14 protein-coding genes and 2 tRNA genes are annotated in these 19,597 nt (G+C 62.8%); 10 read left to right on the top strand and 6 right to left on the bottom strand.

Annotated features, from left to right (window positions below):
* Window positions 1–63 precede the first annotated feature (63 nt).
* The 8 genes from ESZ00_RS16710 to ESZ00_RS16675 all read left to right on the top strand — a co-directional run bounded on the left by ESZ00_RS16710 (window position 64) and on the right by ESZ00_RS16675 (window position 11,324).
* Entirely contained in the window at window positions 64–2,208 is a 2,145-nt protein-coding gene (locus ESZ00_RS16710; protein ID WP_229741136.1) for a S9 family peptidase, read from the top strand.
* 24 nt (window positions 2,209–2,232) lie between these two features.
* The gene (locus ESZ00_RS16705) at window positions 2,233–2,481 is read left to right on the top strand and encodes a ribbon-helix-helix domain-containing protein (protein ID WP_129209467.1); all 249 of its coding nucleotides are present in this window, start codon (window positions 2,233–2,235) and stop codon (window positions 2,479–2,481) included.
* The gene (locus ESZ00_RS16700; protein ID WP_164981571.1) at window positions 2,478–2,897 is read left to right on the top strand and encodes a type II toxin-antitoxin system VapC family toxin; all 420 of its coding nucleotides are present in this window, start codon (window positions 2,478–2,480) and stop codon (window positions 2,895–2,897) included. The genes ESZ00_RS16705 and ESZ00_RS16700 overlap by 4 nt, the downstream gene beginning before the upstream one ends.
* 5 nt (window positions 2,898–2,902) lie before the next feature.
* On the top strand, window positions 2,903–3,448 hold the full coding sequence (locus tag ESZ00_RS16695) for a regulatory protein RecX (RefSeq protein ID WP_129209465.1): 546 nt from the start codon (window positions 2,903–2,905) through the stop codon (window positions 3,446–3,448).
* Between the two features lie 333 nt (window positions 3,449–3,781).
* Complete coding sequence (alaS, locus tag ESZ00_RS16690; RefSeq protein WP_129209464.1) at window positions 3,782–6,601, top strand: alanine--tRNA ligase; 2,820 nt, start codon at window positions 3,782–3,784, stop codon at window positions 6,599–6,601.
* A gap of 307 nt (window positions 6,602–6,908) precedes the next feature.
* The gene (locus ESZ00_RS16685) at window positions 6,909–9,443 is read left to right on the top strand and encodes an N-acetylmuramoyl-L-alanine amidase (RefSeq protein ID WP_229741135.1); all 2,535 of its coding nucleotides are present in this window, start codon (window positions 6,909–6,911) and stop codon (window positions 9,441–9,443) included.
* A gap of 234 nt (window positions 9,444–9,677) precedes the next feature.
* Window positions 9,678–10,781 carry a DUF6599 family protein gene (locus tag ESZ00_RS16680; protein ID WP_129209463.1) on the top strand — a complete coding sequence of 368 codons (1,104 nt, stop codon included), beginning with the start codon at window positions 9,678–9,680 and terminating at the stop codon, window positions 10,779–10,781.
* A gap of 467 nt (window positions 10,782–11,248) precedes the next feature.
* Window positions 11,249–11,324 (top strand) — tRNA-Thr (locus tag ESZ00_RS16675).
* Between the two features lie 319 nt (window positions 11,325–11,643).
* Here the strand turns inward: ESZ00_RS16675 and ESZ00_RS16670 are convergent.
* On the bottom strand, window positions 11,644–12,708 hold the full coding sequence (locus ESZ00_RS16670) for a cobalamin-independent methionine synthase II family protein (protein WP_129209462.1): 1,065 nt from the start codon (window positions 12,706–12,708) through the stop codon (window positions 11,644–11,646).
* A gap of 166 nt (window positions 12,709–12,874) precedes the next feature.
* On the opposite strand from ESZ00_RS16670, the gene ESZ00_RS16665 reads away from it, so the two are divergent.
* Window positions 12,875–13,888: a tetratricopeptide repeat protein gene (locus ESZ00_RS16665; RefSeq protein ID WP_229741134.1), complete on the top strand. Its 1,014-nt coding sequence runs from the start codon at window positions 12,875–12,877 to the stop codon at window positions 13,886–13,888.
* Between the two features lie 140 nt (window positions 13,889–14,028).
* Entirely contained in the window at window positions 14,029–15,201 is a 1,173-nt protein-coding gene (locus ESZ00_RS16660) for an acyl-CoA dehydrogenase (RefSeq protein ID WP_129209460.1), read from the top strand.
* Between the two features lie 608 nt (window positions 15,202–15,809).
* Here ESZ00_RS16660 and ESZ00_RS16655 read toward each other — a convergent pair.
* The 5 genes from ESZ00_RS16655 to ESZ00_RS16635 form a co-directional block, all read right to left on the bottom strand.
* On the bottom strand, window positions 15,810–16,745 hold the full coding sequence (locus ESZ00_RS16655; protein WP_129209459.1) for a hypothetical protein: 936 nt from the start codon (window positions 16,743–16,745) through the stop codon (window positions 15,810–15,812).
* A gap of 250 nt (window positions 16,746–16,995) precedes the next feature.
* Window positions 16,996–17,072: transfer RNA gene (locus tag ESZ00_RS16650), tRNA-Arg, on the bottom strand.
* Window positions 17,063–17,701, bottom strand: coding sequence for a hypothetical protein (locus tag ESZ00_RS16645; RefSeq protein ID WP_129209458.1), 639 nt, complete (start codon window positions 17,699–17,701; stop codon window positions 17,063–17,065). Before ESZ00_RS16645 ends, ESZ00_RS16650 begins: the two co-directional genes overlap by 10 nt.
* Entirely contained in the window at window positions 17,656–18,753 is a 1,098-nt protein-coding gene (locus ESZ00_RS16640; protein WP_129209457.1) for a YheT family hydrolase, read from the bottom strand. The genes ESZ00_RS16645 and ESZ00_RS16640 overlap by 46 nt, the downstream gene beginning before the upstream one ends.
* Window positions 18,750–19,577 carry a DUF72 domain-containing protein gene (locus tag ESZ00_RS16635; RefSeq protein ID WP_164981570.1) on the bottom strand — a complete coding sequence of 276 codons (828 nt, stop codon included), beginning with the start codon at window positions 19,575–19,577 and terminating at the stop codon, window positions 18,750–18,752. The genes ESZ00_RS16640 and ESZ00_RS16635 overlap by 4 nt, the downstream gene beginning before the upstream one ends.
* Between the last annotated feature and the right edge of the window lie 20 nt (window positions 19,578–19,597).

Genomic DNA, 19,597 nt, shown 5'->3' with positions numbered 1-19,597 from the left:
GATGTGCTGCTGGAGCGGATGACGGCGGCCAGGGCTGCTATGACGCGAAGGATTTGCAGGAAGATGCGCCGTTGGGCGCGCCTCTCGGTAGTGAGTGCATTGGGACTGTTTGCCAGCTGCGCATGGGCGCAGAGCGCTGCGCGGCGTCCGATGACCTTCGAGGACATGATGAAGATGCGGCGGCTGGGTGAGATCGCCGTGTCGCCAGATGGCCGCTGGGTGATGTACTCGGCGACGGATGTGAGCCTCGCCCAGAACACGAAGACCTCGCATCTGTGGATGGTGCCGGTAGCGGGCGGCGAATCGCACGCGCTGCTGGCCTGGGAAGCGGGCGAGAGCCGTGGACGCTTCTCGCCGGACGGCAAGCAGATTCTCTTCGAGAGCACACGTGAAGGCGGCCAGCAGATCTGGCTGGCAGATTTCGACGGTGCGACGGGAAAGATCGGTGAGCCGCACAAGCTGACCTCGCTGAGCACGGAGACGGACGGCGCGATGTGGTCACCGGATGGCAAGTCCATCCTGTTTACCTCGGCGGTCTATCCGGAATGTAACGATGACAGTTGCAATCAGCAGAAGGATGAGGCCAGCGCCGAATCAAAGGTGAAGGCACAGGTCTTCACTCACCTGCTTTATCGGCACTGGGATCACTTTACGGGCGACAAGCGCAGCCATCTTTTTCTGGTGAGCGCCGATGGGAGCGCGCTGCGCGATCTGACGCCGGGTGACGGGCACGATGTGCCGCCGTTCTCAATGGGCGGCCCGGATCAATATGCCTTTGCGCCGGACGGCAAGGAGATCGCCTTCGAGGAGAATCTCGACCCAGTGGCGGCGACGAGCACGAACTCGGATATCTTCACGCTGCGGCTGGACGACGCGAACGCGAAGCCGGTGAAGATTTCAACCGCGGCAGGAGGCGATCATTCGCCTGCGTACTCGCCGGATGGGAAGTCGATTGCGTGGCGCTCGCAGGCGCGTGCGGGTTATGAGAGTGACCGCTTCCGGCTGGTGGTGTACGACCGCGCGTCGAAGAAGATTACAGAGCCCCTGCCTGACTTTGACCGTTGGATAGACGAGTTCGTGTGGGCTCCGGACTCGCAGAAGATTTATTTTGCCGCGGGGGACTTGGGCGAAGAGCCGGTGTTTGTGACTTCGCTCGACGGCAAGCAGAGCAGCGAATTGACGGATGAGGGTACCTACGGCGATCTGCATGTAACGCCGGATGGGAAGACGATCGTGGCTGCACGGCAGACGGTGCGCGTGCCGGGCGATGTGGTGGCGCTCGAGACGGACAGAGTAAGAAAAGCGGCGGCAGGAATGGCGCATCGCAGAGTGACGTATGCTTCTCCGACCGATCTGGGGATGACGCAGACCTTCTTCATGCAGAAGGATGTCACTCACTTGAACGCTGTTTTGCTCGAAGCATTAGACCTGTCGAAGATGGAGCACTACTGGTTCTCGTCCTTGGGTCGGGTGCGCGTGGAGGGCTTTATCCTCCGGCCGCCGGGCTTCGATGAAACGAAGAAGTATCCGGTGAAGATGCTGATCCATGGCGGACCGCAGGGCGAATGGGGCGACAGCTGGAGCTATCGCTGGAATGCGGAGCTGTTTGCGGCGAATGGCTATGTGGTGGTGATGATCAACCCGGGCGGGTCGGTCGGCTATGGGCAGGCGTTTGTGGATCGGGTGAACCGCGACTGGGGCGGCAAGCCGTATCTCGACCTGATGAACGGGATGACGGCGGCAGAGGTGAAGTATCCGTTTATCGACAAGAGCCGTGAGTGCGCGCTGGGCGCGAGCTACGGCGGCTTTATGGCGGACTGGATTCTTGGCCACACGGACCGCTTTCGCTGCATTGTGACGCACGACGGGATGTTCAATCCGGAGTCGGCGTATGGGACGACCGAAGAGCTGTGGTTCAACGAGTGGGAGTTCGGCAGCACGCCGTGGACGAATCGAGCGATGTATCGTCGCTGGTCGCCGATGCTTTCGGCGCCGCGCATGAAGACGCCGACACTGGTGATCCACTCGCAGCACGACTATCGACTGGATGTCTCGGAGGGTTATCAGCTCTTCACCACGCTGCAGAGGATGGGTGTGCCGTCGAAGATGCTGTACTTTCCGGACGAGAGCCACTGGGTGACGAAGCCGCAGAATTCGCAGCTCTGGTACAAGACGGTGAATGACTGGGTGGATCAGTGGACGAAGTAATAATTGTCATACGAAAAATAAAAGGTGTCATACAATAAAGCGATGAAGAGCATCGTGCAGGCACGGCTGGATAAGGATGAGCGGGCGGATCTGGACCTGCTCATGCAGCGTACAGGCTCGAGTGCTTCGGAGCTGATCCGCGAGGGACTGCGGTTGGTGAAGAAGCAACATGAGACCTATCCGAGGAAGAAGATCATCGGGATAGGGCAGTTCGATGCCGGGCCAAGTGACCTTTCGACCAACAAGAAATACCTGGAAGACCTCGGGCGTTGATCTCTCCGGTTTTGTTGGATGCCAGCGTCATTGTGGCTCTCTTCCATCAAAGAGATGCGTACCATGCGATGTGTGTCCGGGCACTCGAGGAGTTAGATCGACCGCTTGTGACATGTGAGCCCGTCATCATGGAGAGCTGTCATCTGCTGAAAAGATCGGTGGGCGCGGTCGATGCCGTGGTTGCAAATATCGAAAGCGGCTCATTTGAAATGCCATGGCGGCTTGTCGATGCAGCGAGTGCTGTACGCGCCTTGATGGAAAAGTATCGTGACATTCCGGCGTCGTTGGCGGATGCATGCCTCATACAGATGGCGGATGAGTTGGACACCGGCGATATTCTTACGCTCGACAGCGATTTCCGTTCTTACCGCTGGCGGCGTCACAATCCATTTCACCTGCTTATCGATAGAGTTTGAGCCCGATGCCGTTTGGACGCGTAAAGAAGACCGAGCCGCTCGACGCCGAAGCGCTGCATGAGTATGCGGTGAAGGCGCTAGGGCGGCGGATGCGCACCGTGGCCGAGTTGACGCGTCTGCTGCGCGGGCGCGTGGAAGAAGGCGCGCTGGGGCAGGCGAAGATCGACCATGTGTTGAAGCGGTTGAAGGAGTATGGCTATCTGAACGATGCCGACTTCGCGGCGACCTACACGCGGCTGCGGCAGGACAACATGGCGCTGGGCCAGCGGCGCGTGCGGCAGGATCTTACCGTGAAGGGCGTGGACAAGGAGCTGATCTCGGAGACGCTCGAAGCCGCCTACGGTGAGGTGAACGAGGAAGAGCTGGCGCGCCGTCATCTGGAGCGCAAGCGCGTGAAAAAGCCTGCCACTGACAAGGATGCGGCGAGAGTGATGCGTCTGCTGGTGCGGGCCGGCTTCTCGACCGGCGTGATCTTCAAGATCCTCAAGAGCTGGGATGTGGAGGATGAGGCGCTGGCGGGCTTGGAGCCAGGGTTCGATCACGAGCTCTGACGGTGGCCATCCAAGCTTCTATTGCTTGGGTGGGTACAGGATAAGCCTCATACTTCCCCACTTAAGCCAAAACCAGGCTTGAATGGGCCACCGTCATGAAGAGCGACGGTAGAACGCTGCCCGCGCATCCCGTTCGCGCCAAGACGCAAAGCTCGCAAAGAAAAACCGCGAAGACATCCTCGAAAGCAATCGCGCGCTTGGCGTCTCTTTGCGGACTCCGCGCGAACGTTCTCTCCGGCTGGGGCACATTCGCAGGAATTTGGTACCCGTTTTCGTTCTGCCAGCGGACGTTCCCGCCGCCGCAGAGGGGAATCCTCCTAGTAAACTGTGGGAATGCAATACCGCTCCGGTTCCGATATTCGCGAGACCTTTCTGCGCTTTTTTGAGACGAAGGGGCACCGCCGTGTGCACTCGTCTTCGCTTGTGCCTGCCAACGACCCGACGCTGCTGTTCACCAATGCGGGCATGAACCAGTTCAAGGACGTCTTCCTGGGCGTGGAGCACCGCGATTACAACCGGGCGACGACCTCGCAGAAGTGCGTGCGCGCGGGCGGCAAGCATAACGACCTCGAGAACGTGGGCTTCACGCGCCGTCATCACACCTTCTTCGAGATGCTGGGCAACTTCAGCTTCGGCGACTACTTCAAGAAGGATGCGATCGCCTACGCGTGGGAGCTGGTGACCTCGCCCGAGTGGTTCGGGATTCCGAAGGACCGGCTCTACGTCACCATCTTCAAGGGCGAGAACGGCGTGCCTCGGGACGAAGAGGCCTACAAGCTGTGGCTCGAGACGGGCGTGCCGGCCGAGCGCATTTTCGAGATGGGCGCCAAGGATAACTTCTGGCAGATGGGCGACACGGGGCCGTGCGGGCCGTGCTCGGAGATCTTCTACGACATGGGCATCGAGGCGGCGGAGACGCCGGGTGTCAACAAGCCGTTCGGCGAAGACGACGCGCGCTATGTCGAGATCTGGAACCTGGTGTTCATGCAGTTCGACCGCAGCGCCAATGGCGAGCTGGCGCTGCTACCCAAGCCTTCGATTGACACTGGCGCGGGTCTCGAGCGCATGGCTTCAGTGATGCAGGGCGTGCTGTCGAACTTCGAGACGGATCTGTTTACGCCGCTGATCAAGCGGGCTGCGGAGCTGACGGCGGAAGCAACGGACGATCGCCAGAAGGCTTCATTGCGCATCATTGCGGACCACGCGCGTGCGGCGACCTTCCTTATCTCCGATGGCGTGCTGCCTGCGAATGAAGGACGCGGCTACGTGCTGCGCAAGATTCTTCGTCGCGGCATTCGTCATGGACGCCTGCTCGGTCAGGACAAGCCTTTCATGCGCGAGATGGTTTACGCGGTGCGCGATGAGATGGCCGGAGCGTATCCCGAGCTGAACGAGAGTGCGGACCGCGTGGCCAAGGTGGTCGAGGCTGAGGAGCGGCAGTTTGCGCGTGTGCTGGAAATTGGCGCTCGACAGTTGGATCAGCTTCTAGCTAAGAGCAAAGATACGTATGCTCGCTTGCTGGAGGCAAAGCAAGCAGAGAAGAATCTAGCGAGCATGCCGAATGAAGCACTCGCTGAGCTCAGCTCTTGGTTTGGTCGTCCGATCAGCGAAGAGGATTGGGGGGATATTGCTCCGCAGGCCAATCCTAGTGTTCCCGGCGATAAGGCTTTCCATCTCTACGAGACCTTCGGTCTGCCGCTCGACTTCATGACCGATGCGGCGCATGATGCGGGCATTCACTTCGATCTCGATGGCTTTGAAGCTGCGCGTGCGGAGGAGCAGGCGCGGGCTCGTGCCTCGTGGAAGGGTGGCGCGAAGCAGTCGGCGAGCCCGGTCTATCGCGAGCTGGCGAAGACCGACTTCGAGGGCTACAAGACGCTGCGCGTCGACGGGGCGGAAGTGCTGGCCATCGTGAAGGACGGCGTGGGCGTTCCGGTTGCGGCTGCGGGCGATGCGGTCGAAATTGTGCTGAACAACACAAGCTTTTATGCCGACTCGGGCGGACAGGTGGGCGACCGTGGATGGCTCTACTCGGACGATCACAACGCGGTCATCGCAGACGTGAGCGGCTGCACCAAGCCGGTGCAGGGTGTCTTCGCGCACAAGGCTGTGCTGCGCGCGCCGCTGGCGGTGGGCGCGAAGGTGGATACCGTTGTCGATGCCGACTTCCGCTATGCCACGCAGCGCAATCACACGGCGACGCATCTGCTGCATGCGGCGCTGCGCGAGGTACTGGGCAAGCATGTGAAGCAGGCCGGATCGCTCAACGATCCGACCCGTCTGCGCTTCGACTTCTCGCACTTTGCGCCGATTGCCGATGAGGAGCTGGCCGATGTCGAGAGCCTTATCAATAAGGAAGTGCTGGGCAACACGAAGGTCGACACCATTGTGGATGTGCCGATCGACGTGGCCGTGAACGAGTATCACGCCATGGCGCTCTTCGGCGAGAAGTACGGCGAGCGAGTGCGCGTGGTGAAGATCGGCGACTTCTCCACGGAATTATGTGGAGGCACGCATACCGGCGCGACGGGCGAGATCGGCGTGGTGAAGCTGATTGGCGAGGGCTCGGTGTCGTCGGGCGTGCGGCGTGTGGAGGCCGTCACCGGTCTGGGCGCGCTCGATGAGTTCCGCCGCGGATTTGCTGTTGCGCAACTGGCGTCGCAGTTTGCGCCTTCGGCGGAGCTGACTCCGGCCGAATCTCTGCGTGTGCGTCTTGCTTCGCAGGAGGACGAGCTGAAGAAGCTGCGCCGCGAGCTGGATGAGGCGCGGATGAAGTCGGCGGCGAGCTCGCTCTCGAATGCGACCGACTCGGCGGTCGAGGTGAAGGGCATCAAGGTGCTCTCGCAGCGCGTGGATGCGCTCGATCGCGGGCAGATGCGGACGCTCGTCGATAACCTGCGCAACAAGCTGGGCTCGGGCGTGGTGGTGCTTGGCTCGGCGGATGGCGAAGGCAAAGTGGCGATCATTGTCGGCGTAACCAAGGATCTGACGGCGAAGGTGCAGGCGGGCAAGGTAGTTGGCCAGGTGGCAAAGCTCGTCGGCGGCTCGGGCGGCGGACGCCCGGATATGGCCGAGGCCGGCGGTAAGGATGCTTCGCAGCTGGACGCGGCGCTCGCGAGTGCTGTGAAGGTGGTTGGCGAGCTGCTGGGGTAGAGCTGTGGAATCCCACGTCTCAGAATCGAGATGTGGGGCACCCTGCTTCGCGCAGGGCGATTCGCCTTCGGCACCCGCTCCCTCTGGTCGCGATCCGGGTTCTTCGGAGACCCACCCATGACAAAACCTGTCATGGGTGAGGCACCCGGCAGGTTCCTCCACTTCGCTTCGGTCGGAATGACAAAATTTAGATGGACTCATCGTCGCTGCCTTCACACTCTGTTCACGATGAGGTTGCGAGCTGGATTCCCCGGGATGGATCGGGGTTTGGCTGTCCCCCTATAATCGCCTTGTAGTTTCTACTTTTATGCCGGTTTCTACTCCCTCTGCAGGACGCCATCGCCTGCTCCCGATTGCCGGCGGACTGATGCTTTCGCTCCTGATGGGTGCTCCGGGGCCGGCGGATGCGGCGGGCCGCGCGCCGTCGCTCTCTGCCTACGACCACGCGCAGCGTCTGCGCGAGGCGCTCGAAGGGCGGCCGGAGCGCGAGCGCACGCGGCGCGAATACGACCGCGTGATGGATGCCTATCGCGCGGTGTATCACGGCGATCCGCGCTCGTCCCATGCCGATGCTTCGATCTCTGCGGTAGCCGACCTGTTGGCCGAAGAGGGGCGCATCTTCCAGGACGACAAGGCGCTGCATGATGCGATCGGGCAGTATGACTTTCTGCGTGCGCAGTATCCGGGGAGCCGTTACCGCTTCAGCGCGCTGCTGACGACGGGTGAAATCTATCTGCGCGACCTGGACGATAAGGACCATGCGCGGGCGAGTTTCCAGGAGTTTCTGAAGCTGTATCCGCAGAACCCGCTGGCCAATGAGGCGCGTTCGGAGCTGGCCAGCCTCAAGCGCGGTGGTCCGGCGAAGACGCGTGCGGGGCGGAGTGCGGCGACGGCGCAGGCTCCCCAAAGCACAGCGGCTCCTGTAGAAAATCTGCCCGAGGTGCGCGCGGGTGTGAATCCGCCGCAGAAAAAATCGGGCAAGAACACGGTGCTGACGGCGGCAAGGCAATCGCAGCAGCAGACCGGCTTCCAGGAGCAGGACCTTGCACCGCCTCCGACGGGCGGCATGGCTTTGACATCGGTCTCCCCGACTGCGGCGAACGCACCGGCGAATACGGCTTCGGCCCATGCCGCCGCGGCGAGCGAGGCCGCGAAGGAAGAGGCTGTGCTGAATGCGCCTCCGCCACCGAGGCGCGGCAAGCTGCCGCTGGTGACGGGGATTCGTCACTGGTCGACGCCGGTGTATACGCGGGTGGCGATCGACCTGCAGGATGAGGTGCAGTATGAGGCGGTGCGTGTGCCGCATCCGGACCGCATCTTCTTCGATCTGCATGGCGCGAAGCTGTCGCCGGAGCTGATCGGCAAGTCGGTCGAGGTGATCGACGACGGATTCCTGAAGCGCATCCGCGCGGCCCAGTTTTCGAACGATGTGACGCGCATCGTGCTCGATGTGAGCGACGTGAGCGAGTACTCGGCGTTTTTTCTGCCGAATCCTTCGCGGCTGATTATCGATATTCATGGCAGCAAGTCGGGGAGCCGATCGCCGGTGTACACCGCTTCGGCTCCGGCTGCAGAGTCGCCGTCGAATCTGCCGGAGGTACGTGCGCCGCATGCGTATTCTGCTCCCTCTGCAACGAAGCAGCCTGCGCAGAGCGCGGCTTCCCGTCCTGTGCAGGCGGGTGGTTCCGGCACGGTAGGTCTGGGGCCGGCGACGACGCCGGTGACGGCCATGGGCACGCCGGTGACAACGAAGAACGATGCCGCAGGGCAGGGTGATCCCGCGGCGCTGTCGGATGTGGCGACGCTGGGCAGGCAGCGCGACACGGTGAAGGCGACCAGGCATCCGACGATGGCGCCGGTGGTGCAGTCGGTGGCCGGGACGCAGCCGGCTCCGCAGCCGGATGAGGTCGCGGCGGCGAATGTGCCTGCGGCGTCCGCGAATACGAATGGGGATACGACGAACGGGAAGAAGCGAAAGCGGCATGGTGATACGGCTTCGGGCTCGACGAGTGCCGTGGCCACGAATACTGCGCCGGTGGGTGCTCCGCCCGTCGATTTAGGCGCGACGGGCATCTCCGCGGGAGCGCCGCCGACGGCGGACGGGCAGCGGTCGATGGTGCGTGCGCTCGGTCTCAAGATCAACCGCATTGTGGTGGATGCCGGGCATGGCGGCCATGATTCGGGCACGCTCGGACCGGGCGGGATCGAAGAGAAGAACGTGGTGCTGGATGTGGCGCTGCGGCTGGGCGCGCTGCTCAAGCAGAAGCTGGGCGCGGATGTGATCTATACGCGCGATGACGACACCTTTATCCCGCTCGAGACGCGCACGGCGATTGCCAACAAGGCGCAGGCGGACCTGTTTATCTCGGTGCATGCAAACTCGAGCCCGGACAGCTCGGCGCGCGGGGTGGAGACGTACTACCTGAACTTCACGACGTCCGCAGACGCGCTTGAAACGGCGGCGCGTGAAAACTCGGTTTCGGATGAGTCGATCCATCAGCTTTCCGACCTGGTGAAGAAGATCACGCTGACGGACAAGATCAACGAGTCGCGCGAATTTGCTACGGATGTGCAGCAGAGCCTGTACTCGGGGCTCGAGGACGGGAACGCGGGGCTGAAGGACCGCGGCGTGAAGAAGGCTCCGTTCGTGGTGCTGATCGGCGCGAATATGCCGTCGATCCTGGCGGAGATTTCGTTTCTCACCAATCCGAACGATGCGCAGGAACTGCGCGATCCGAAGTATCGCGAGCGGATTGCCGAGTCGCTCTATCGCGGTGTGGCGCGGTATGTGGGCAGCCTGAACGGCGTGCGCATCGCGGACGCTTCGCCGAGGAGCAAGTAGTCAGGGCTGCTGCGCGCAGGGCGATCTGCCTTCGGGGACTGGCCGTCCCGGCCTTACGCCTTCGGCCTCCGCTCCCTCTGGTCGCGATCCAGGGCTCAGGGCTCAGGGCGCCAACCCGTGCCGGTGCCAGAGGTTGTGGCGCTTCCGGCGGCTGCATGAAGCATGAGCGCGACCGAAGGCGATTCGCCCCACGCGCAGTGGTAGTCTCTCCTTGTGATGGTCTGTGGAAGGCGGTTGCCGGCGCTGGTTGTGCTGGCTGGGGTGGTGAGCCTCGGAGCTCCGGTGCTCGAGGCGCAGGGAACGGCTGTGGCTTCTTCGACTGCGGCGGTGCAATCCGCCATCGCGCTGCCGGCGACACTGGGCGGCTGGCAACTCGATGGAGCTGCGCAGACCGGGACCGATCCGGCGCAGCTGGATGCGGCACAGGCCGGCCCACTCAAGGAATACGGACTCAAGGGCTACGCGGCGGGAACCTACCGGCATGGCGGCGCAACGCTCGCCGTCAAGCTGCTGCGCTTTCCGGATGCGACCGGGGCCTATGGTGCGTTCACGCTCTATCGCACGCCTGCGATGCACCCGGCCGATTTCAACCTGGAAAAGGGACACGAAGCCGCGGTCGGCGATGGGACGGCGATCTTCTGGACGGGGACCGAGGTGGTGACGGCTGCGGCTGCGCACATCGGTTTCGAGGAGCGCGAGGCTCTGACGGCGTTGGCCGCGGCGCTGCCCAAGAATTACGGCCCGGACGGAGTGGCTCCGCCGCTGCCGAAGTATCTGCCGGACGAGGGGCTCGACCGGAGCTCGGTACGCTATGCGATCGGGCCGGAGGGCTATGTCGCTGGCGGAGGGGCGCTGCCGTCCGGGACGATCGACTTCAGCCAGGACGCCGAGGTGGTAACGGGCCGCTATGGAGCCGAGACGCTGACGGTGGTCGGGTACCCCACGCCGCAGATCGCTGCCGGGAGCGAGAAATCGCTTGAGACGCTTTTGAAGGGCGCGGGTGCATCCGGAAGTCTTCAGAACGCGCTGGCGAAGCACACAGGGCCTCTGATGGCCGTGGTGAGCGGTCCTGAGACGCCGTCCAATGCCCAGAAACTGCTCGACCGGGTGAAATACGAGGCGCAGGTGACGGCCGACCATCCGGAGGGCTATGGCAACGAAGTGAAGAAGACCGCCCGTCTGCTGGTGGGGATCGTGACGCTGACGCTGATCTTGGGCGGAGCAGCGCTGCTGCTGGGGATTTTCCTCGGAGGCGGACGGGCGCTCTATCGCGTGCTGCGCGGCAAGCCTGTCTCGACGCTGAACGATGACGACTTCATCAGTCTGAAGCTGGAGTAAGGCAGGGGGGGCACGGTTCAGGGCGTAGCAAGCCTGATTCCGATCCTCTGGATTTTGCACCGGGAGTGGTGCAGATTCGGACGTAACCGACTCAGGACAAAGCGGCTTATACAGAAAAATGGCCGCCTGATGCGAATAAAAGGCGAATATTTGCGGATGGGGTGTCAAGGAAGGTACGGTTGTAATCCACTGAATTCAGGCAAGTTGCAGAGTTGGGGATTTTGCCTTGACACCCCTCCGGCCCAAACTTAGTATTTCGCCAGAAAGTTCTGATGGCTTTGCCTCCGTTGGAACTATTCTCCCTAAAGAAAAGGCTGCCCTGTTGCCGGGCGGCCTTTTCGTTGTCCGAGCCCTGGCCGGGCGGGCGGAGGCGCTTCGCGCAGGAAGCCGAGGCTCGCGGCTGAGAGACGCGCAACCGGTGGCGGACTTTACGCTCGGGCCGGGGAACGATAGAATCACGGAGGAAGGCCGACGTAGCTCAGTTGGTAGAGCAGCCGATTCGTAATCGGCAGGTCACCGGTTCAAGTCCGGTCGTCGGCTCCAGTTGTGGCGTGCGGCCGCCTCTTGCGCCGCGTTTTTCTTTTTTCCCCGGAAAATTTAGTTCTTCCCACCCATGCAAACAGCGGGCACTGCTGCGCGCAGGGCGATTCGCTTCGCGCGTTGCTCCCGTTGGTCGCGATCTGGGGCACCCCGCTCTCCGTGGTGAATCTTGTCCCCACCCAGGCGGAGCTTGGACGGGCACTCTGCCTGTGCCGGCGAAACCGCAGGTTCCTCCACTTCGCTTCCCCACCCCAGCGCGCCAACATCGGGCGCGCCGGGGACCCCGGTTCGCTCCGGTCGGAATGACAAGGTGAGAAGGATGCTAGAGGCCCAGCGTCCGGGCAGCGAGGGCTGTGCCTTCGACGCGGGCCTTGATCTTGGCAAAGGCGGTCTCACGCGAGGTGGAGCGGTCGTCGGCGAAGGGTGAGAAGCCGCAGTCGTCTGTGGTGCCGAGCTGGTGAAGCGGAAGAATGGCCGCGGCCTCGAGGACGCGGCCGCGCACCTGCTCCGGCGTTTCGATGGCCGGTGTGATGGGATCGATGACGCCGATGAAGACGGTGTGGTGCGGATGGAGGAGATCGCGCACGATGCGGAGGACGCGCGGCCGGTCGGGTTCGCTGGCCATCTGGAGGTAGAAGCGGCCGGCGTGCATCTGGAAGAGATCGGGCAGCAGTGAGGCGTAGTCGACACCGGCGCTGTGCGTGGAGTCGTGGTCGCCGCCGGGGCAGACGTGGACGCCGATGCGCTGCCGCTCTTCGGGAGAGAAGCGGTCGAGAACCTGGTTGTTGAGGGCGATGAAGCTGCGCAGCAGGCCTCCGGAGGGATCGAGGAGGAGCGAAAGCCGGGCCTCGGTGAAGTCGATCTGGACAGTGGCTGCACCGACGTCGAGGGCGCCGCGGATATCCTGCTCGGCCTCGTCGATGAGATCGGCGAGGAAGGCTTCGCGTGGGTAGCCGGGGATAGGCTCCTGCGGGTAGAGCAGGCTGAGCGCGGAGGCGGAGATGACGGCCTGTTTGAGCGGGCGGCGGGTGAGGGTAGCAGCTTTTTCAAGGAAACTGCGCGCGTGGACGGCGTAGCGGAAGGGGCCGGCGGTGAGGCGCGGAAGCTGGCGGGTGTGGCCGTCGGCGAAGGGGATGACGACGCCGTCGGGCGCCAGGTTGGTGAGGCCGGAGAGCGGATAGGTGGCGAAGCTGGGCTTGGTCTGCTCGCCGTCGGTGAGGACGGGCGAGCCGGTGGCTTCGAGGCGCTGGAGGGTGTCGCGCAGGGCCTCGTCGTAGCGCTCCTGGAGAGTTTCGGGTGTGATAAGGCCGGTCTGGGACTGGAGGATGGCTTCCACCAGCGTGGCGGGCCGGGGAATGCTGCCGATGGACTCTGTAGGAATGGGCATGGCCGCCAGTCTAGTCAGAGAGCCGGAGGGCAGAATCCACCGAAAGAGGGAAATCCCGAACTTCTACCAGGCCGGGCTTGCACCTAGTTCAGTACCGTGTTATCCACGTGATTTTTATATTGCCTACTTGTTTGCTGGGGCGGGAGTACGGATAATCGCGTCATACGTGAGCGACGGTCCCATTGCGAGCACACTGACTGTGACCCGATATAGCCGTCACGACGCCCTGCGCATCCTGCGCATTCCGGCCCGGCACCTGCGGAGCTGGGAACGCGCGGGACTCATTGCATTTTCGGAAAGCTACTCGTTTCAGGAGCTGGGGCAGCTGTGCAAGCTGCGCGATCTGCGTGCCATGCGGCTTTCGGCGGCGCGCATCCGGGCGAGTGTGAGCGCGATGCAGGCAGTGTCGGGGATGGCGAACCCGCTGATGGAAGCGGGAGCGGCGCGCAGCGGTTCGCGGCTGGCCTTCCGGCACTCGGGTGCCTGGATGGAGCCGGTGACGCGGCAGTTTGTCTTCGACTTCGACGGGCGGCAGCGCATGTTCGAGGTGGAGGGCGGTCTGACGCAGGCCGAAAGGGCGCAGCGCGTGTCGGCGCTGTTCCTCGACGCGGTGCGCTGCGAAGAAGCGATGAAACTGGACGAGGCGATCGCGCTCTACGAGGAGATTCTCGCGCTCGATGCCAATCACGCGCCTTCGGCGATCAACCTGGGAACGATCTTTTACAACCGGCGGGAGTTTCAGCATTCCGAGGAGCTCTACCGGCAGGCAACGGTCTCCGATCCGGGGTATGCGCTGGCGTTTTTCGACCTGGGCAACGTGCTCGATGAACTGCAGCGCGTCGAAGAGTCGATCGATGCCTATAAGCGGGCTATTGCATTGATGCCGAAATATGCCGATGCTCACTACAACCTCGCGCTGGCCTATGAGCGCAGGAGCGAGCGGCGGCGGGCGCTGCGGCACTGGGTAGCGTACGTCAAGCTCGATCCGGTGGGGCCATGGTCCAACCATGCGCGGAGCCGGGTGAAGATGATTCTCGAGCGCGAGAAGCTGACCATCGTCTGGCGCCACGAAGGGACAGGCCGTCCAGGCCTTCTGCCTTCGTCCTCCGCTCCCGCCGGTCGCGGGACAGGCCGTCCAGGCTTTTTGCCTTCGGCCCCCGCTCCCTCTGGTCACGTTTGAGCTGGGTGTTGATGCCGGAGGTTTGTGCCTTCCACCCAGGCGGAGTGTGGATGGGGCACCCTTTTCACAGGCTAGTGTCGATATGCCCTAGTTGCCGTTTTCAGGTGCTACACTCAACGGTCTTCTTCTGTTGAGGTTTCATGGATATCGCGACAATCGGGAAAGCTGCGCCTCTGACGGCGCTGAGTGAGGATGAGCAGCTCTTTCGCGCGACCGTGCGGGAGTTTGCGCGGGAGCGCATTGCGCCGCTGGTTAGGCGCATGGACGAGGAGCAGCAGTTCGATGCGACGCTGCTGAAGGAGCTGTTCGCGCTGGGACTGATGGGCATCGAGGTGCCTGAGGAATATGGCGGTGCGGGCTCGGATTTCTTCGCGTCGATCCTCGCGGTGGAGGAGATTTCCGCGGTCGATCCGGCGGTGGGCGTGCTGGTGGATGTGCAGAACACGCTGTGTGTGAATGCGCTGCTGCGCTGGGGCACCGCGGCGCAGAAGCAGTCTCTGCTGCTGCGGCTGGCCGCGGACACGATCGCCTCCTATGCGCTGAGTGAGGCGGGTTCGGGCTCCGATGCCTTTGCGCTGCAGACGCGCGCGGAAAAGCGCGAAGACGGTTATGTGCTGAACGGGCGCAAGCTGTGGATCAGCAATGCGCGCGAGGCGGGTGTCTTTATTATTTTTGCGAACCTGAACCCGGAGGCGGGCTATCGGGGCATCACGGCGTTCGTGGTGGAGCGCGGCACGGCGGGATTCACGGTGGGCAAGAAGGAAGACAAGATGGGGATTCGTGCCTCATCGACCTGCGAGCTGATTCTCGAGGATTGCCGTGTGCCGGCGGAAAACCTGCTCGGCGAAGAGGGCAAGGGCTACAAGATCGCCATCGAGACGCTGAATGAGGGGCGCATCGGCATCGGTGCGCAGATGCTCGGCCTGGCGCAGGGAGCGTGGGACCACGCGGCGAAATATGCGCGGGAGCGGGTGCAGTTCGGGCGGCCGATTGCGGAGTTTCAGGCAGTGCAGTTTGCGCTGGCGCAGCTGGCAACGGAGATCGAAGCGGCAAGGCTGCTGGTCTACAACGCGGCGCGGCTCAAAGCTGCGGGCGCGAACTTTGTGCAGGAGGCGGCGATGGCCAAGCTCTTCGCCTCGCAGGTGGCCGAGCGGACGGCGAGCCAGGCGGTCGAGGTCTTCGGCGGCTATGGTTTCGTGAAGGATTCGCCGGTGGAGAAGCTGTATCGCGATGCGAAGATCGGGAAGATTTACGAGGGTACATCGAACATGCAGCTGATGACGATCGCGAAGCAGGCGCTGGGCCGGATTTAGGCTGTATCCCCCTCTAGCCATTGCGCAAATTGCCATTTCGACCGGAGCAGGACGGTTTTTGGTCATGCGGAGTGGAGGAACCTGTTGTTCCCGCCTGTATGAGCAAAGAACTGCAGGTTCCTCCACTCCGCTTCGCTTCGGTCGGAATGACAACCTTGGACTTAACCCTTGCTATACCGATACGGCTATAGAGGCATACGTCCCAGGTCGCTTCGCGCGAGGCGATTCGCCTTCGGCCTCTCTGGTCGCTAGATTGAGTCTGTTCTCTCTGGATAACAAAGAAGAACCTGGGTGCCTCCTATGCGGGAGGACTCGAGCGTCGCGCTATGGTTCTTGCTGCGGCTTGCCGCGCTAATTGTCGAAGCGCTGATCTTTGGGAGGTTGCTCTGCGGGACGTTGCTCTGCGGGGCGCTGGTCTTCCGGGCGGCGGGCGGGGCCGATGCGGTGGATGTGTCCGGGCTCGGAGCGGCCGGGCCAGTTCTCCCGCGTGGCGGGGAGCTGGTCGGCTGCGGGGTCAAGCTCTTCAGGCTTTTGTGGCTGGGGGGCGTCGGTGGCCATGACTAAGACCTCTCTTTGCTGAGATGCCAGCTGCGCGAAGGTGAGCAGGCTCAGAGGTTCTTCGGCCGGAGCTTTGCGAGCAGTGTATCGAAGCGTACCCAATAAATGGCGCAGTCTTTCTCGCTGGTGCCATGGCAGTAGAAGAGATATTTGCCGTCGGGTGAAACGTATTGGCCCCAGCGGTGGGCGAGGCCGCGGTTGATCTTTTCACCGAGGCTCACGGGTGTTGTCCAGCTACCGTCGCGGCGGTGGAAGGCGATGTAGAGCTGCGACTGGTAAGTAGGTGTCTCCTTTGCGCTGACAATAAGGTAGGACTCGTCAGGGGCAATGTAGAGGTCGCCGTTGAAGCCGGGTTCATTGACTGGACGGCCGAGGCTGCGCACTTGCGGCTGGTTACCGGAGAAGGTGAGTACGCTGTAGGCGTAGTCGATGCCGTGGGCCTTGTCGTCGGCGTCCGGCTCGCTGCCTACGTATGCGTTGCCGCTACGCGTGGGCATGTAGTCGTAGACGCCGAAGCTCTCCTCGAGAAAGGGTGCGGGCGCGCTCCAGCCCGAGGCGGTGCGGTGTGATTCCCAGACATTATTCATGCTGCCGTGAGGCACGATGTGGCGCATGGAAAGGGTGTTGCCGTCGGCTGACAGCGTAGGTGAGAGGAACTGCTCGCCGATGAGGATGTCCTGGCTCCAGCCATGGTCGGGAGCGTGACCGGTAAAGCGCAGGCAGCGGAGCTGAGCATGGACACCGCTGATCCAGGAATCATTGAGGGCGTAGTAGAACTCACGGCCGTCGGCGGAGAAGGCAACGCGGCCCATCCCGAAGAGGTTTCCCTGGCGAAGCAGCGCAGGTGCGAAAGGGCGCGGTGTGCTGGAGGGATGCGGCTGGCGAAGATACGCGTCTTTGCTCTGCCAGAAGCTCTTTTCAGCTGAAGCGGCAACAGCAGGGCAGAGCAGGGTAAGTAAAAGGCAGAGAACCCGGCGGATGGACATGGCGAGACTCCTCGGGATGCAATGCGAGGTGCGAAATGGATGCCGAGGTGGAAGCAATCCGTCTGCCAGAAACCAGAGTGCGAAAAGCTGTGACGGAATGAAGGTTAGGCCATGCGCGAAGAGCGGCGAGGCCGGAAGTGCTGTCCGGATTTGCATGGGGCTGGCCGCTGGCGGACACCGGCAGCAATGAAGGTGAACTTGAAGCGAAATGTTTGCGCACTGTCGGGGCGGCTGAAATGGCTCCATGCCATGGTGGGCGCGGCAGGACTCGAACCTGCGACCCTCTGCTTAGAAGGCAGATGCTCTATCCAGCTGAGCTACGCGCCCGCGTTTGCGGCATCCCGATTGTTTACGGCTGCAATCGCTGCCCTTATTGTAGCCAGAACCGCGGCGTGGAGCACAGCTTTCCAGTGTGCGCGGGCCGAGGATTCGGTGGCTCCGCAGGCGGCGGTGTAGAGCGTGAAGGCAAAGCCGGGCCCGTTGTCGATGTCAGCCGGGCGCAGAACGCAGTCCACACGGCCAGGATGAGCGAGGGTTTGACGGCGGAGATCCTCAACGAGGGCGCGGACGAGCTGTTCGGTTGCAGGAAAAGAGGTGTGGACGGCAGCGTGCGCGGGAACGATGTCGATATAGGCGGCAATGCCATAGGCCGCATGGTCCGGTGTGGCGTCGAACTCGTAGGGATCGATGTCTTCAGAGGCCAGAGGCCACAGATCGCACTTGGAGGTAAAGACAGGCGAGGCGGGAGCATGGAGCGTGAGCAGTGCTTCGGCCAGCTCGGGCCACGCAGCGGTTTCCGGCAGCGTGTGTGCGGCTTCGGGGTGAAGGCGCAGGTCGGCAAAGCCCTCCCATGGAGCGACGATCGCCGGTTCGTCCGGCCCGATGAGTGCGTCCCAGTCGGCTTCCATGGTCAGCGTGCTCCGGAGCTGTGATCCACGGGCAGCGCGGCGAGCCATGCGTGGAGCGTGTCCTCCGCCCAATACTGGATTTTGCTGCCTGTAGCGGGTTCGCCGGGGGCGAGAAAGGCGCAGTGGCCGCCGTGCGTGGTTTCCGCAAGATGCACGTTCGGATTGGCGAGCAGCGCGGCGCGCGTCTCCGGGAGCATGACGATGAAGGGATCGTCGGTGGAGTGGATGATGAGCGTCGGCACACGAAACGCAGAGGCGAATTGCGAGCTGGCGACGGAATAGTAGTAATCGTCGGCATCGCGGAAGTGGCTGTAACGGGCCACGATGTGCTGGTCAAAGTCGCGCATGGTGCGGATGGCGTCAAGATTGACGTCAGCGTAGAGACGCGGATAGAGCTCGGCTTTACGGCGCAGGCGATTGCGCATGTTGCGCAGGAAGTGCTGCTCGTAGATGCGATTCGAGAGGCGATGGAGCGCGGCCGACGAGGGCGCGAGATCCATGAGCGGCGAGACGCCGATGACCGCAGCCAGTTGCGGCGGCGGCGCGGAGGCGACTTCGCCCGCATATTTCAGAACGAGGTTGCCGCCCATCGAGTAGCCGAGCAGGGCGATGCGCGTGAGGCCGTGCGTGGCGATGATATTTGTAACCACGGCTGCTACATCTTCTGAGCGGCCGGAGTGATAGATGGTGGGGCAGAGAGGATCGGTGCCGCCGCAGCTGCGCATGTTCATGCGGACGACGTTGTATCCGGAGGCCAGCGCGCGCGCGGTGTTGCCGAGAACGTATTGCGAGCTCGAGGAGCCTTCGAGGCCATGCACGATGACCAGCGTGAGCCGGTCGCGTCGCACCTCTTCGGGCTGCCAGTGGCAATGGCAGAGCAGATGCGACGGTCCGTATACGGCTTCGCCGTCGATCATGACTGGACCTTCGACTTGGAGCAGCAGCTCTTCCGGTTCAGGCAGGGTGAGGCGGCGCGGGATGAAGTTGCCGGCGAGGGTCTGGACGTGGCCGTTGCGCAGGCGGGGATAAGGCACAAAGGGTTGCAGCCACGCCGGTGCTGACGCCGGAGATTCTTCTTTCACGGTGCTGATGGTGCTCATGCGGTGCGGAGGCCCTCAAGAACAGCGGCGGCGCGCAGGGCTCCGGCGGGCTCTTCATCATGCCTGAAATAAGCGTAGACCTCGCCCTTCGTTTCCAGCTGCTGCGCCTTGCTCTGTATCCGCGTACGGATGGCATCGAGTTCGGACTGCGCATAGGTAGAGCGGCGCAGGCGATAGCAGGCGAAGTTCGCTGTCGCGAGATCCGGAGTGAGGAGCTCGTCGCTTTCGGCCATGCAGAGCGCGGCCTTGTGCGTGCGCAGCAGCTTTTCGAGATGAGGCAGCGCAGGCTCCTCGAACCATGACTCATGGCGGAACTCGAAGGCGATGCGATAGCCGCGCGGGCAGTCTTCGAGGAAGGCAGCGAGGCGGTCGAGATCGGCCTTGAAGTTGGGCGGAAGCTGGAAGAGCAGGACCCCGAGGCGGCTGGCGCTGCGGACCGGTTCAAGCGAGGCGAGGAAGGCGTCGAGGTCGGCTGCAGCGTTTTTGAGACGCAGGATGTGGGTGATACGCTGAGGGGCTTTGAAGGAGAAGCGGAAATCGTTGCTCTCTCCCGTCTCAAAATCGAGACGTGGGGTGTCCGGATTGTGCTGCGAGACAGTTTCCAGCCAGCCCTGGATCATTTTCTCCGTGGGCAGCGTGCGGAAGGTGTAGTTCACCTCGACAGAGTTGAGGCGCGAGGCGTAATAGCTGAGGAACTTCTTCGCCGGGAGGCCAGCGGGGTAGAAACCGGGTTTCCAGGAGGGGTAGGCCCATCCGGAGCAGCCGACGAAAATGCGCTCCGCAGGATGATTTGCGGGCTTCCCGTGCTTGGCTGAGGAGGACACTGTGAGGTGAGAAGCGTCAG

It is taken from the genome of Silvibacterium dinghuense (assembly GCF_004123295.1).
Lineage (GTDB): Bacteria > Acidobacteriota > Terriglobia > Terriglobales > Acidobacteriaceae > Silvibacterium > Silvibacterium dinghuense.
This window is presented reverse-complemented; position numbering and strand designations above follow the sequence as displayed.